General features: G+C 64.1%; 9 protein-coding genes and 1 pseudogene. 8 read left to right on the top strand and 2 right to left on the bottom strand.

What is annotated here, in order from left to right; all coding sequences use genetic code 11:
• Nucleotides 1-2,434, bottom strand: a pseudogene (gene aceE / locus G1E_RS24285) (pyruvate dehydrogenase (acetyl-transferring), homodimeric type); the annotation flags it as partial.
• A gap of 428 nt (nt 2,435-2,862) precedes the next feature.
• On the opposite strand from aceE, the gene glnE reads away from it, so the two are divergent.
• The 8 genes from glnE to G1E_RS24245 all read left to right on the top strand — a co-directional run bounded on the left by glnE (nt 2,863) and on the right by G1E_RS24245 (nt 12,981).
• Nucleotides 2,863-5,796 (top strand): bifunctional [glutamate--ammonia ligase]-adenylyl-L-tyrosine phosphorylase/[glutamate--ammonia-ligase] adenylyltransferase, encoded by a 2,934-nt coding sequence (glnE, locus tag G1E_RS24280; RefSeq protein WP_009683331.1) that lies wholly within the window; start codon nt 2,863-2,865, stop codon nt 5,794-5,796.
• Between the two features lie 224 nt (nt 5,797-6,020).
• Complete coding sequence (gene waaF, locus G1E_RS24275; RefSeq protein WP_009683332.1) at nt 6,021-7,070, top strand: lipopolysaccharide heptosyltransferase II; 1,050 nt, start codon at nt 6,021-6,023, stop codon at nt 7,068-7,070.
• Nucleotides 7,071-8,129: a lipopolysaccharide heptosyltransferase I gene (waaC, locus tag G1E_RS24270; RefSeq protein ID WP_009683333.1), complete on the top strand. Its 1,059-nt coding sequence runs from the start codon at nt 7,071-7,073 to the stop codon at nt 8,127-8,129. It begins immediately after the preceding gene.
• A complete protein-coding gene (locus tag G1E_RS24265) occupies nt 8,129-9,253 on the top strand; it encodes a glycosyltransferase family 4 protein (protein WP_009683334.1) in 1,125 nt (374 codons plus the stop codon). The genes waaC and G1E_RS24265 overlap by 1 nt, the downstream gene beginning before the upstream one ends.
• On the top strand, nt 9,250-10,056 hold the full coding sequence (gene rfaP, locus G1E_RS24260) for a lipopolysaccharide core heptose(I) kinase RfaP (RefSeq protein WP_009683335.1): 807 nt from the start codon (nt 9,250-9,252) through the stop codon (nt 10,054-10,056). The genes G1E_RS24265 and rfaP overlap by 4 nt, the downstream gene beginning before the upstream one ends.
• The gene (locus G1E_RS24255; protein WP_009683336.1) at nt 10,056-10,790 is read left to right on the top strand and encodes a lipopolysaccharide kinase InaA family protein; all 735 of its coding nucleotides are present in this window, start codon (nt 10,056-10,058) and stop codon (nt 10,788-10,790) included. The genes rfaP and G1E_RS24255 overlap by 1 nt, the downstream gene beginning before the upstream one ends.
• Nucleotides 10,787-11,539, top strand: coding sequence for a lipopolysaccharide kinase InaA family protein (locus tag G1E_RS24250; protein ID WP_047150174.1), 753 nt, complete (start codon nt 10,787-10,789; stop codon nt 11,537-11,539). Before G1E_RS24255 ends, G1E_RS24250 begins: the two co-directional genes overlap by 4 nt.
• Complete coding sequence (locus G1E_RS24245) at nt 11,539-12,981, top strand: lipopolysaccharide kinase InaA family protein (protein ID WP_047150173.1); 1,443 nt, start codon at nt 11,539-11,541, stop codon at nt 12,979-12,981. The genes G1E_RS24250 and G1E_RS24245 overlap by 1 nt, the downstream gene beginning before the upstream one ends.
• On the opposite strand, the gene G1E_RS27120 is transcribed toward G1E_RS24245, so the two are convergent.
• A partial coding sequence (locus G1E_RS27120; RefSeq protein ID WP_371259958.1) for a dermonecrotic toxin domain-containing protein occupies nt 12,942-14,421 on the bottom strand: 1,480 nt, incomplete at its 5' end. The genes G1E_RS24245 and G1E_RS27120 overlap by 40 nt on opposite strands.

Below are 14,421 nucleotides of genomic sequence, written 5' to 3'. Positions count from 1 at the left end.
CGCTGCGACCGTAACCGTCGGTACCCAGGACCTTGAACTCTTTGCTCGGTACCCACTGGCGAATCTGCTCGGCGAACAGCTTCATGTAGTCGGTAGAGGCAATGACCGGGCCTTTGCGACCGGCCAGGCACTGCTCGACGTAGGTCGCTTGTGGCTTCTGGCCAGGCTTCAGGCGGTTGGCGCGCTCTACGGCCAGGCCGTCGCGACGCAGTTCGTTGAAGCTGGTGACGCTCCACACGTCGGCACCGACGTTGAACTCTTCACGCAGGATCTTCGCCGCCTCGCGCACTTCGCGCAGGATGGTACCGGAGCCCATCAGCTGTACGTGGTGTGCCGCTTCGCGGGTGTCTTCTTCGAGCAGGTACATGCCCTTGATGATGCCTTCCTCGACACCGGCCGGCATGGCTGGCTGCTGGTAGGATTCGTTCATCACGGTGATGTAGTAGAAGATGTCCTGTTGCTCTTCGGTCATCTTCTTCATGCCGTCCTGGATGATCACCGCCAGCTCGTAGCCGTAGGTTGGATCGTAGGTGCGGCAGTTCGGGATGGTGCCCGCCATCATGTGGCTGTGACCGTCTTCGTGCTGCAGGCCTTCACCGTTGAGGGTGGTACGGCCGGCAGTACCGCCGATCAGGAAGCCACGGGTGCGGCTGTCGCCAGCGGCCCAGGCCAGGTCGCCGATACGCTGGAAGCCGAACATCGAGTAGAAGATGTAGAACGGCAGCATCGGCTGGTTGTGGCAGCTGTACGAGGTACCGGCAGCGATGAACGACGACATGGCGCCGGCTTCGTTGATGCCTTCTTCCAGGATCTGGCCCTTCTTGTCCTCGCGGTAGAACATCACCTGGTCTTTGTCGACTGGCTCGTAGAGCTGGCCGACCGACGAGTAGATACCCAGCTGGCGGAACATGCCTTCCATACCGAAGGTACGGGCTTCGTCCGGGATGATCGGCACGATGCGCTGGCCGATGTCCTTGTCCTTGACCAGCTGCGCCAGAATACGCACGAAGGCCATGGTGGTGGAGATTTCGCGGTCGCCCGAGCCGTCCAGGATCGCTTTCAGCGTTTCCAGTGGCGGGGTTGGCACGCTGAAGCTCTTGGCCCGGCGCTGAGGCACGAAGCCGCCCAGGGCAGCACGGCGCTCGGCCAGGTACTTGGCTTCGGCAGAACCTTCTTCGGGCTTGTAGAACGGCAGGTTCTCGAGGTCGGCATCCTTGACCGGGATGTCGAAGCGGTCACGGAAGTGACGCAGGCTGTCGACGTCGACCTTCTTGGTGTTGTGCGCGGTGTTCTTGGCTTCGCCGGCACCGGTACCGTAACCCTTGATGGTCTTGGCCAGGATGACGGTCGGCTGCTCTTTGTGGTTCACCGCCTGGTGGTAAGCCGCGTAGACCTTGTACGGGTCGTGGCCGCCACGGTTGAGCTTCCAGATCTCGTCATCGGACAGGTCTTCGACCATGGCCTTGAGTTCCGGGGTGTTGAAGAAGTTCTCACGAACGTACGCGCCGTCTTTGGCTTTGTAGTTCTGGTACTCGCCGTCGATGACTTCGTCCATGCGGCGCTGCAGAGCACCGTTGGTGTCCTTGGCCAGCAGTGGGTCCCAGAAGCGGCCCCAGACGACCTTGTTGACGTTCCAGCCACCGCCACGGAACACGCCTTCGAGTTCCTGGATGATCTTGCCGTTGCCGCGAACCGGGCCGTCGAGGCGCTGCAGGTTGCAGTTGATGACGAAGATCAGGTTGTCCAGCTTCTCGCGGCCAGCCAGGGCGATTGCACCCAGCGATTCCGGCTCGTCGCACTCGCCGTCGCCCATGAAGCACCAGACTTTCTGCTTGCCGGCAGGGATGAAGCCGCGCGCTTCCAGGTACTTCATGAAGCGGGCCTGGTAGATGGCCTGGATCGGGCCCAGACCCATCGAAACGGTCGGGAACTGCCAGAAGTCAGGCATCAGCCATGGGTGCGGGTACGAAGACAGGCCGTTGCCGTCCACTTCCTGGCGGAAGTTGTTCATCTGTTCTTCGCTGATGCGGCCTTCCATGAAGGCGCGGGCATAGATGCCTGGGGAGGCGTGGCCCTGGAAGAAGATCAGGTCGCCGCCATGTTCTTCGGTCGGGGCCTGGAAGAAGTAGTTGAAGCCGATGTCGTACAGGGTGGCGCTGGAGGCGAAGCTAGAGATGTGTCCGCCCAGGTCCGAGTCTTTCAGGTTGGTACGCATGACCATGGCCAGGGCGTTCCAACGCACCATCGAGCGAATGCGGCGTTCCATGAACAGGTCGCCAGGCATGCGTGCTTCGTGGGTGACAGGGATGGTGTTGCGGTATGGCGTGGTGATCGCATACGGCAGCTGGGAACCACTGCGGGTGGCCAGCTCGCCCATACGGGTCATCAGGTAATGAGCGCGGTCTTCGCCTTCTTTGTCGAGGACCGACTCCAGGGCATCCAGCCATTCCTGGGTTTCGATTGGATCGAGGTCTTGCATGGCTTGCTCCAGGGCGGAAAGGCAACCAGAATCGATTGCCTGAGATTGCGACTGGCCTTATGGGCAGACGTCGTGAATTCTTGGATTACCGGGGTGTCGTCCGGCGCGTTGTAGTTTTACTACATTTGCTTGCGCATTTCATGCTTTTACACGACACGAGTAGTAGTAAAACTACAATTGTGCGACGTTTGGTCGCACGTTGGCTTGTGAGGAAAAACGTTCATGTTGGTTGGCATTGTGTCGCGAACGGGTGTTTCTTGATGTTTGTTGCCAATTTTGCATTTTTTTCAGCTATTTCCAACTTTTGTACGACAGTCCAACCGTGGTCCGGCTTCCCCTTGGCCGCTTTTTTCCCTCTATTTCACGCCGATCAAGGATAGACCATGCGCCTACCTTTGCCCTCCGATCTGCCTGCCAGCTTGCAGCCGCTGGTTTCTCGCAACCAGCAGTTCCTGCGCGATGCCGTGGCGGCTCACCCCGAACTGGACCTGAACGATTGCAGTGCGGCCCAGCGGCACCAGTTCGACCAGGTGGCCGCGGCCAGCGACTTCGTGCTGGGCGTGGCCCAGCGCGACCCGGCCATGCTGTTTGCCCTGCTGGCCAGCGGTGAGCTGGAACGGCGCTATGCCCCGGGGGAGCTGCGCGGGCAAATTGCCGCGGCGGCGCAGGCGGCGCAAAGCGAAGAGGAACTGGCGCGCAACCTGCGCCGCGCGCGCAACCGGCAGCAAGTGCGCATCATCTGGCGTGACATTACCCGCCAGGCGGAACTTGGCGAAACCTGCCGCGACCTGTCGGACCTGGCCGATGCCTGCATCGACGAAGCCTACCAATGGCTTTACCCGCGCCACTGCCAGCAATTCGGGACGCCCATCGGCAACCGCAGTGGCCAGCCGCAGCACATGGTTGTGCTGGGCATGGGCAAGCTGGGCGCGGTCGAACTCAACCTGTCCTCGGACATCGACCTGATCTTCGGTTTCCCCGAGGGCGGTGAAACCGAAGGGGTCAAGCGCTCGCTGGACAACCAGGAGTTCTTTACCCGCCTGGGCCAGCGCCTGATCAAGGCATTGGACCCGGTGACCGTCGACGGCTTCGTGTTCCGCGTCGACATGCGGTTGCGCCCTTACGGCTCTGCCGGGGCCCTGGTACTCAGCTTCAATGCCCTGGAGCAGTATTACCAGGACCAGGGGCGCGACTGGGAACGCTACGCCATGATCAAGGCTCGGGTGGTGGCCGGCGATCAGGCTGCTGGCGCGCAGTTGCAGGAAATGCTGCGCCCGTTCGTGTACCGCCGCTACCTGGACTTTTCCGCCATCGAAGCGCTGCGCACCATGAAGCAGTTGATCCAGCAGGAAGTCCGGCGCAAGGGCATGGCCGACAACATCAAGCTCGGTGCTGGCGGCATTCGTGAGGTCGAGTTCATCGCCCAGGCGTTCCAGCTGATCCACGGTGGGCGTGACCTCAGCCTGCAGCAGCGGCCGTTGCTCAAGGTGCTGGCCACCCTCGAAGGCCAGGGCTACCTGCCGCCGGCTGTGGTGGCTGAGCTGCGCGAAGGCTATGAGTTCCTGCGTTATACCGAGCACGCCATCCAGGCCATCGCCGACCGCCAGACACAGATGCTGCCCGAGGGCGAGACCGATCAGGCGCGGGTCGCCTTCATGCTTGGCTTTGCCGACTGGCAGAGCTTCCATGAACAGCTGACGTACTGGCGTGGCCGCATCGACTGGCATTTCCGCCAGGTCATTGCCGACCCGGACGATGAAGACGGTGAAGGCGAGTTGGTGGTGGGCGGTGAGTGGTCGCCGCTGTGGGAGCAGGCCCAGGACGAGGAAGCAGCTGGTCGCCAACTGGAGGAGGCCGGTTTCAAGGCGCCTGTGGACGCTTTGCGGCGCCTGGCCGCGTTGCGCTCAAGCCCGCAGCTGCGCTCCATGCAACGCATCGGGCGTGAGCGCCTGGATGCCTTTATTCCACGCTTGCTGGCGCAAGCGGTGGAGCACGACAACCCCGACCTGGTACTCGAGCGGGTATTGCCGCTGGTAGAGGCGGTGGCGCGGCGTTCGGCCTACCTGGTGCTGCTGACGGAAAACCCGGGTGCACTGCGCCAACTGTTGACCCTGTGCGCCGCCAGTCCCTGGATCGCCGAGCAGATGGCCCGCTACCCGCTGCTGCTCGATGAGTTGCTCAATGAGGGCCGCCTGTTCAGCCCCCCACTGGCGCCAGAGCTGGCCAGCGAACTGCGCGAGCGCCTGACGCGTATCCCCGAAGACGACCTTGAGCAGCAGATGGAGGCGCTGCGCCATTTCAAGCTGGCCCACAGCCTGCGCGTGGCGGCCTCGGAAATCAGCGGCAACCTGCCTTTGATGAAGGTCAGCGACTACCTGACCTGGCTGGCCGAGGCCATCCTCGACCAGGTGCTGGCGCTGGCCTGGCGCCAGACCGTGGCCCGCCACGGTCAGCCCAAGCGCAGTGACGGCAGCCTGTGCGACCCGGGGTTCATCATCATCGGCTACGGCAAGATGGGTGGGCTGGAACTGGGCCACGGCTCGGACCTGGACCTGGTGTTCATCCACGATGGCGACCCGCAGGCGGAAACCGACGGGGCCAAGCCGATCGACAGTGCGCAGTTCTTTACCCGCCTTGGCCAACGCATCATTCACCTGCTGACCACCCAGACCAACTCGGGCCAGCTGTATGACGTGGACATGCGCCTGCGCCCGTCAGGGGCTTCGGGCCTGCTGGTCAGTTCGCTGGGGGCCTTCGAGCGCTACCAGCAGAACGAAGCCTGGACCTGGGAGCACCAGGCCCTGGTGCGGGCCCGTGTGCTGGTCGGTTGCAAGCAGGTGGGGGCTGCGTTCGAGGGCGTTCGCGCCAAGGTGCTGGGCCAGGCCCGTGACCTTGGGAAGCTGCGCAGCGAAGTGAGCGAAATGCGCGCCAAGATGCGTGACAACCTGGGCACCAAGGCCACCGCCGCCGGGACTGCAGCCAATGCCTTCGAGGCTGGCATGCCGTTCGATATCAAGCAGGATGCCGGCGGTATCGTCGATATTGAATTTATGGTGCAATACGCCGCTTTGGCCTGGGGCCACGAGCACCCGGCCATACTCCGATGGACCGATAACATCCGCATTCTGGAAGAGCTGGAGCAAGCAGGTTTGCTGCCGGCCAGTGACGCGGTGCTGTTGCGTGAAGTGTACAAGGCGTTCCGCTCGGCTTCGCACCGCCAGGCCCTGCAGAAACAGGCCGGGGTGATCGATGCGGCGCAGTTTGCCGATGAACGCCGTGAGGTGCGGCGGATCTGGGGTGAGCTGGGTTTGACTTGAGAATGTTGGGGCCGCGTTGCGGCCCATCGCGACACAAGGCCGCTCCTACAGGAGAACGCATTCCCTTGTAGGAGCGGCCTTGTGTCGCGATGGGCTGCAAAGCAGCCCCAAAGGCTCATGCTTCACCACCGGTGGTACACTGTCCGCCACATAGCCTGAATATAAAGAGGGGAGGCCAGGCTGAACCGCAGCCTGTAGCCTCCCCGAGCGTTTCTGGACTAAGCATGAGAATACTGATCATTGGCCCCAGCTGGGTCGGCGACATGGTGATGGCGCAGACCCTGTTCCAGTGCCTGAAACAGCAGCACCCCGACTGCGTGATCGACGTTCTGGCCCCCGAGTGGAGCCGGCCGATCCTCGAACGCATGCCCGAAGTGCGCCAGGCCTTGAGCTTTCCGCTCGGCCACGGCGCACTGGAGCTGGCCACGCGGCGGCGTATCGGCAAGTCCCTGGCCGGCCAGTACGACCAGGCCATCCTGCTGCCCAACTCGTTGAAGTCGGCGCTGGTCCCCTTCTTCGCCGGCATTCCCAAACGCACCGGCTGGCGCGGCGAAATGCGTTTCGGCCTGCTCAATGACGTGCGCAAGCTGGACAAGGCCCGCTACCCGCTGATGATCGAGCGTTTCATGGCCCTGGCCTACGCCCCTGGCGCCGAATTGCCGCAACCGTACCCGCGCCCGCACCTGCAAATCGAAGCCCAGAGCCGCGAGGCCGCCTTGGCCAAGTTCGGCCTGGAACTCGACCGCCCGGTACTGGCGCTGTGCCCCGGTGCCGAGTTTGGCGAGGCCAAGCGCTGGCCGGCCGAACACTATGCCGCCGTGGCGGATGCGATGATCCGCCAGGGCTGGCAGGTATGGCTGTTCGGCTCGAAAAACGACCACCCGGTGGGCGAGCAGATCCGCGACCGGCTGATTCCGGGGTTGCGCGAAGAGTCCGCCAACCTGGCTGGCGAAACCTCGCTGGCCGAGGCTATCGACCTGATGTCGTGCGCGCAGGCCGTGGTGTCCAACGACTCGGGGCTGATGCACGTGGCGGCTGCGCTCAACCGCCCGCTGGTGGCCGTGTATGGCTCCACCTCGCCCGGCTTCACCCCACCGCTGGCCGAACAGGTGGAGGTGGTGCGCACCGGTATCGAGTGCAGCCCGTGCTTTGACCGCACTTGCCGCTTCGGCCACTACAACTGCCTGCGCCTGCTGGAGCCCGGTAAAGTCATCGCCGCCCTGCACAGCCTGAGCGGGCCGGACCTGATCGATGCCGTGGCCGAGGTCGACTAAGTGCGGGTACTGATCATCAAGACCTCATCCCTGGGTGACGTGATCCATACCCTGCCGGCACTGACCGATGCCGCCCATGCGCTCCCGGGCATCCGGTTCGACTGGGTGGTGGAAGAAGGCTTCGCCGAAATCCCCAGCTGGCACCCGGCGGTTGACCAGGTCATCCCGGTGGCTATCCGCCGCTGGCGCAAGAACCTTTGGCAAACCCTCAAGAGCGGCGAGTGGAAGGCCTTCAAGCAGCGCTTACGCGCGCGCAAGTACGACCTGGTGATCGACGCCCAGGGCCTGGTCAAGTCGGCCTGGCTCACCCGCTACGTGAAGGCCCCGGTGGCTGGCCTGGACCGCTATTCGGCCCGTGAGGGGTGGGCCAGCCGCTTTTATGACCGGCGCCTGTCGGTTGCTACCGGCCAGCATGCGGTCGAGCGGGTGCGCCAGCTGTTCGCCATGGCCCTGGCCTACGACCTGCCCGAAGGCATCGGCAACTACGGCCTGGACCTCGAGCGCCTGCAACTGCCGCCAGCGGCGCCCTATGTCGTGTTCCTGCATGGCACCACCTGGGCGACCAAGCACTGGCCGGAAGCCTACTGGCGCGAACTGGCCGAGCGCATGGGCCGGCGCACGCTGGAGGTGCGCCTGCCGTGGGGCAACCCGGCGGAGAAGGCGCGGGCCGAGCGCATTGCCCAGGGCTTGAACAATTGCCAGGTGCTCCCCAAATTGAACCTTGCTGGTGTGGCCCGCGTGCTGGCAGCGGCAAAGGCCTGCGTGGCGGTCGATACCGGCCTGGGCCACCTGGCCGCGGCACTCGATGTGCCGACCATTTCGTTATTCGGCCCGACCAACCCGGGCCTGACCGGCGCCTACGGACGGACCCAGATTCACCAGGCCAGTGACTGGCCCTGTGCGCCCTGCCTGCAGAAGAAGTGCACCTACAAACCGAGCGCCGATGACCTGGCCCGGTTCGATCTCAAACGCGAGTGGCCACTGTGCTTCACTCGCCTGAATCCCGAGCATGTGGCGAGCCGCTTGAGCGCGTTGCTGCTGGCTGAGGATGTCCGTTGATGCAACTGGCTTTCGTACTTTACAAATATTTCCCCTTTGGCGGGCTGCAACGCGACTTCATGCGCATTGCCCTGGAGTGCCAGAAGCGCGGCCACCAGATCCGTGTGTACACGTTGATCTGGGAGGGCGACATTCCCCCCGGCTTCGAGGTGCTGGTGGCGCCGGTCAAGGCGGTCTTCAACCACCGGCGCAACGAGAAGCTCAGTGCCTGGATGGCCGCCGACCTGGCCAAGCGCCCGGTCGACCGCCTGATCGGCTTCAACAAGATGCCGGGGCTGGACGTGTACTACGCCGCCGACGGCTGCTTCGAGGACAAGGCGCAAACCCTGCGTGGTGGCCTGTACCGCCGTTGGGGCCGCTACCGGCACTTTGCCGAGTACGAGCATGCGGTGTTCGCCAAGGACGCGCATACCGAAGTGCTGATGATTTCCGAAGTGCAGCAGCCGCTGTTCATCAAGCATTACGGCACCCCGCTGGAGCGCTTCCACCTGTTGCCGCCGGGCATTTCCCAGGACCGCCGCGCGCCGGCCAATGCCGCCGAGATTCGCGCCGAGTTCCGCAAGGAGTTCAACCTGGGCGAGGGTGACCTGCTGCTGGTGCAGATCGGCTCGGGCTTCAAGACCAAGGGCGTGGACCGCAGCCTCAAGGCGCTGGCGGCACTGCCGTCGGCGCTGCGCAGGCGCACCCGGTTGATGGTCATCGGCCAGGACGACCCCAAGGTATTCCAGCTGCAAAGCGCTACCCTGGGCCTGGGCGACCAGGTGCAGTTCCTCAAGGGCCGTAGCGACATCCCGCGTTTTCTGCTGGGTGCCGACGTGCTGATTCACCCGGCGTACAACGAAAACACCGGTACAGTGCTGCTCGAAGCGCTGGTGGCCGGTTTGCCGGTGCTGGTGTCCAGGGTGTGCGGCTATGCCCATTACATTGCCGAGGCCGACAGTGGCCTGGTGCTGGACGAGCCATTCGAGCAGGACCAGCTCAACAGCTACCTGCAGCGCATGCTGGAAGACCCGCAGGCCCGCGCCAGCTGGTCGCGCAACGGCCTGGCATTCGCCGAAACCGCCGATCTGTACAGCATGCCGCAGCATGCTGCCGACGTGATCCTGGGGCAGAAAACCGCATGAAGCTGATACTGGCCGAACCCTTCAAACACCTGTGGGCCGGGCGCGATGCCTTCGACGCCGTGGAGGCGCTGCAAGGTGAGGTCTACCGCGAACTCGAAGGCCGCCGCACGCTGCGTACCGAGGTGGCTGGCGAGGGCTTTTTCGTCAAGATCCACCGCGGTATCGGCTGGGGCGAGATCTTTAAGAACCTGCTGACCGCCAAGCTGCCGGTGCTCGGTGCCGGCCAGGAGTGGCAGGCGATCCAGCGTTTGCATGAAGTGGGTGTGCCGACCATGACCGCGGTCGCCTACGGTGAGCGCGGCAGCAACCCAGCCGCGCAGCATTCGTTCATCATCACCGAAGAGCTGGCGCCGACCATCAGCCTGGAAGACTTCAGCATCGACTGGGCCAGGCAGCCGCCCGAGCCGCGCCTGAAGCATGCGCTGATCGCCGAGGTGGCGAAAATGACCGGCGGCATGCACCGCGCCGGGGTCAACCACCGCGATTGCTACATCTGCCACTTCCTGCTGCACACCGACCGCCCGGTGACGGCGGATGATTTCAATCTGTCGGTGATCGACCTGCACCGCGCGCAAACCCGGGCGACAATCAGCCGGCGTTGGCGTGACAAGGACCTGGCGGCGCTGTACTTCTCGGCGCTGGACATCGGCCTTACCCAACGCGACAAATTGCGCTTCCTGCGCGCGTACTTCCAGCGCCCGCTGCGGCAAGTCCTCAAGGACGAAGCCGCGCTGCTGGCCTGGCTGGAGCGCAAGGCGCAGAAACTCTACGATCGCAAGCAACGCTATGGGGATGCACTCTAATGGCGAGTTGGACACTGGCGCCGGGTTACCAACACCTGGCGGCGGACTTCGGCAGCCTCGATGCGGTATTTGCCATTCAGGGCGAACGCCTGACCCGCGACCCGCTCAGCGAGGTGGTGCGCATCGAGCGTGATGGGGTCAACTATTACGTCAAGCGGTACACCGGTGCCGGCAAGCACATGCGCCGCTACCTGGGCCGGCCGCGCATCAAGGCCGAATGGCAGAACCTCAAGCAGTTCGCCAAGTGGGGCATTCCCACCGCCGAAGTGGTGGCCTGGGGCCTTGAGCGCAATGGCCTGGCCTTTGGCCGCGGGGCGATGATCACCCGCGAGCTGCCCAACACCGAAGACCTCTCGGCCCTGGCCGAGCGCAACGATACGCGGCTGGCCGATCGCGCCTGGGTCGACCATATCAGCCGCCAGTTGGCCCGCCATACCCGGGTGATGCACGAACACCGTTTCGCTCACAACGACCTGAAGTGGCGCAACCTGCTGGTCGATGACCAAGGCACGCTGTTCTTCATCGATTGCCCCACTGGCGATTTCTGGCGCGGGTTCATGTGGCGGCACCGGCTGATCAAGGACCTGGCCTGCCTCGACAAGGTGGCCAAGTACCACCTCTCGGCTACCCAGCGCCTGCGTTTCTACCTGCAGTACCGTGACCGCAATCGGCTTGATGCGCGCGACAAGAAACGCATCCGCCAGGTACTGGGCTTTTTCGAGGGAAGGGAATGACCGACTACCTGGCCAGCGCAGAACTCGCGCTGCTCAAACGCCATGGGCTGGATGACTTCGAGGCGCTGTGGGCGCTGCAACTGGACGCCGTGGACGAGCCCAACACCGGCCGTGGCGGCTGGAGCAGCGTGTTCCGCCTGGAGCTCGAAGGCAAGGGGTACTACCTCAAGCGCCAGTGCGACTACCTGACCCGCACCCTGCACCGGCCGTTTGGCGAGCCAACCTTCGCCCGCGAATTCCGCAATATCAGCCGTTATCAGAAGTTGCACATTCCGGCCTTGCAGGCGGTGTTCTACGGTGAGCGCAAGCAGGGCGGCCAGCACCGGGCGATTCTGATGACCCGTGCCTTGGACACGTGGGCCGACCTCGACAGCCTGCTGGGCCAATGGCCGCAGTTGGGCGAGGCCAAGCGCAACGGCATCCTGCAGGCGTGCGGCCAGCTGGCGCGTACCCTGCACGGCGCCGGCCAGGTGCACGGCTGCTTCTACCCCAAGCACATCTTTCTGCGCCAGCGCCGCGAGGGGTGGGACGCCCAACTGATCGACCTGGAAAAGACCCGGCCGTTGCTGTTCGGCATGCGTGACCGCCTCAAAGACCTGGAGCCGCTGCTACGCCGCGCCCGGGCCTGGAGCGAGGCCGATGTCCGCACCTTGCTGGCCAGCTACCTGGCGCAGCCCGCCGAAGGCACGCTGGTCGACACCTGGCTGCAACGCCTGACGCAACGCAGTCGTGAAAAAGAGGCCCGCTGATGCGTTTGTCTGAACTCAAGGCTGCCGGGCGTAGCCCGTCACTGCCGCTGACCCTGACCTTGGCCGATGCCGCCGGCAGCGCCGACCTGCAGCTGCTCAGCCTGTTGCGTGTGCTACCGGGCCAGCGCTATGTCGGCGCCGGTGTATGGCGCGGGACGCCGGTACTGGCCAAGTTGTTGGTGGGTGCTAACGCGGCGCGGCATTTCCAGCGCGAATTGCAGGGCGTGAAACTGTTGGCCGGGCAGGGGCTGACCACGCCCAGGCTGCTGGCCGACGGGCTCAGGGAAGGCGAAGGTGGCTGGCTGCTGTTCGAATTCCTCGACGGTGCCCAGAGCCTGGCCGATGCCTGGGGCGCGGTGGAAAACCTGCCGGTGCTGGCCGACGCGCAGCATCAGGTGCTGGGTGAGGCGCTGACGGCCGTGGCGCACATGCACGCCAAAGGCCTGTGGCAGGAAGACCTGCACCTGGACAACCTGCTGCGCCACGCCGGCAAGCTGTACCTGATCGATGGCGCCGGCATCAAGGCCGAAACCCCTGGCCAGCAACTGTCGCGCCCGCGGGTGCTGGAAAACCTCGGGGTATTCTTCGCCCAGTTGCCCAAGCGCCTGGAGCCGTTCATCGAAGAGTTGCTGGTGCATTACCTGCTGGCCAATGCCGAGCACGCGCTGCCACTGGAAGCCTTGCAGAAGCAGGTGGACAAGGTGCGCAGCTGGCGGCAGAAGGACTACCTGGAAAAGGCCGGGCGCGAATGCAGCCTGTTCAGCGTACAGCGCAGCTTGTCGGGCTTGCGTGCGGTTCGCCGCAGCGAGGTGGGCGCCATGCTGCCAGTGCTGGAACAGGCCGATGCCTTGATCGACCAAGGCCACCTGTACAAGACCGGTGGCGCCGCCAGTGTGGCGCGTATCGAGGTGAATGGCCGGCAGTTGGTGCTCAAACGCTACAACATCAAGAACACCGCGCACTGGCTCAAGCGCTTCTGGCGCCCGAGCCGGGCCTGGCATTCGTGGATCGAAGGGCACCGCCTGGAGTTTCTCGACATCGCCACGCCACGCCCCTTGGCGGTGCTGGAGCAGCGGGTGCTGGGCCTGCGCAGCCGTGCCTACCTGGTCACCGAGTATGTCGATGGCCCAGACCTGACCGCGTGCTTTGCGCCCTACGTGGAAAGTGGCGAGGCACCGCAAGAACAGCTCGATGCGTTGGTGCAGGTGATGCAGCAACTGATCCGCGAACGCATCAGCCACGGCGACTTCAAGGGGCACAACCTGTTCTGGGACAACGGGCGCTGGTCGCTGATCGACCTGGACGCCATGTGCCAGCATGCCACCCAGCTCAGCTTCGCCCCCGCCTATGCCCGCGACCGGGCACGGCTGCTGCGCAACTGGCCAAGTGGCAGTGCCTTGCATCAGCGGTTGGACGGGCTGTTGCCGCGGCTTACCGAATAACAGTCTGGAAACGCCAGCCAGTCACTGCTTCGGCCGGGCTGGCGAACCCGGATGCGCCACTGGTCCCCCTGCCAACGGACAATGGCCCAGGCGATGGGCCTGCGGTCCGGTTGCCCGGGCATCAGCAAATGGTAATGGTTGTCCAGCAAGTGCGCGCGCAGCGGCAACGCCTGGCTGCCTGCGACCAGAAAGTACTCCCGGCCCAGGCGGTACAGTCCAGCGGTGTCGGTTGGCTCGGCGCCAGCCGGGTACGTGGGCAGTTGGCACGCTTCGAACAGCGCCTGCAAGTCGGGTAGCCCGTCATGCCACAGCACCACCGAGTCCACTACCCATTCGCCGTCTTCGCGGCGTTTGACCGGTACCTTGGTATAGGCGTCCGGCATCCGCGGGTCTACTACACGCCAGCGGTAGCCGTCGAAAGCGACCTGGTACGTAGCCCCGCTGGCATCCCTGATGTAGTAGAAGCTCAGGCCAGGGTACGGCGAGGGTTGCTCGTAGATACCTTCTTTGTGAATGCCATCGACGCGGTAACGCAGTTTTTCACGGTTGATGTTCACGCTTGCCGAAGGCGGCAACTTCAGCGGTGGAGGCGAGGGTATTCCACGCAACGCGCGGCGCATCACGGTTGTTCCACCCAGGTTGTTGACGGCGTCGTTGGCGTAGGTGAAGGCGTCGACGATGTGTTTCAACACGTCAACGCGTTGCCCTTGTTTGAAGGCCTTGTGCGCATCGATCACCGACAGGATCGAACGCCCCAACGATACCGCCACCAGTGCCCGGTTGGGCAACACGAAGCTGATCAAGTCCAGAATGAGCGTCAGCCCGCGCAGGCCGAGCTCGCCCAGCAGTTCCCGCCGGGTATTGGTGCTGGCATCGACCGCGGCCAGCATGGCATTGACTTCAGCGAGGTAGCGGGCCTGGTGGAAATCGCCGGTGATCGTCGGGCGTAGTACATGGGGCCCCATGCCGCCTTTGGTCAGCCATAGCTCGATTTGCTCACGGTCGGCCAGCGGCAGGCGGTCTTTCAGGTAATCGCGCAGGGCAGGTTGTTTGCGCAGGGTCTTGAGCATGTGCCGGGTATTGCGAAACTCACGCCAGGCACGGCGGTCGGGGGCGTCCGGGGTGTAGACGATGAAGCGGGCGAAGCCTGGGCTGTCTGGGGTGACCAGCATGATGCCTTGCAGCGTATGCCCACCGATCAGCAACTGGCGCACGCTCAGTTGCGCTACGTCTGCCTGTTGGCGGGCATGGCTTTGCGGGTATTCGAGCAAGGTGGTGATCCAGGTGAACCCGCGCTCGAACGGGTCTTCGAGAAGGTGGCCGGCATAGTGCGCCTTGGCCGCTTCGGCGCGCATGCGCGCATGGCTGATGGCGACATAACTGTCCTGCCGCCACTGTGCCTGCGGCGATGTCAGCAAGTGGGTGCGCAAGTACTGGCTG

The organism is Pseudomonas sp. TJI-51, from assembly GCF_000190455.2.
In the GTDB taxonomy this organism is placed as follows: domain Bacteria; phylum Pseudomonadota; class Gammaproteobacteria; order Pseudomonadales; family Pseudomonadaceae; genus Aquipseudomonas; species Aquipseudomonas juntendi.
The sequence above is the reverse complement of the archived record's forward strand: the minus strand, read 5'-3'. Positions and strand labels throughout refer to the sequence as shown.

Coding starts and splice junctions, on each gene's coding strand:
- rfaP (WP_009683335.1), top strand. CDS start 9,250: ATGAAGCTGATACTGGCCGAACCCTTCAAACACCTGTGGGCCGGGCGC.
- G1E_RS24265 (WP_009683334.1), top strand. CDS start 8,129: ATGCAACTGGCTTTCGTACTTTACAAATATTTCCCCTTTGGCGGGCTG.
- G1E_RS24250 (WP_047150174.1), top strand. CDS start 10,787: ATGACCGACTACCTGGCCAGCGCAGAACTCGCGCTGCTCAAACGCCAT.
- glnE (WP_009683331.1), top strand. CDS start 2,863: ATGCGCCTACCTTTGCCCTCCGATCTGCCTGCCAGCTTGCAGCCGCTG.
- G1E_RS24255 (WP_009683336.1), top strand. CDS start 10,056: ATGGCGAGTTGGACACTGGCGCCGGGTTACCAACACCTGGCGGCGGAC.
- waaF (WP_009683332.1), top strand. CDS start 6,021: ATGAGAATACTGATCATTGGCCCCAGCTGGGTCGGCGACATGGTGATG.
- G1E_RS24245 (WP_047150173.1), top strand. CDS start 11,539: ATGCGTTTGTCTGAACTCAAGGCTGCCGGGCGTAGCCCGTCACTGCCG.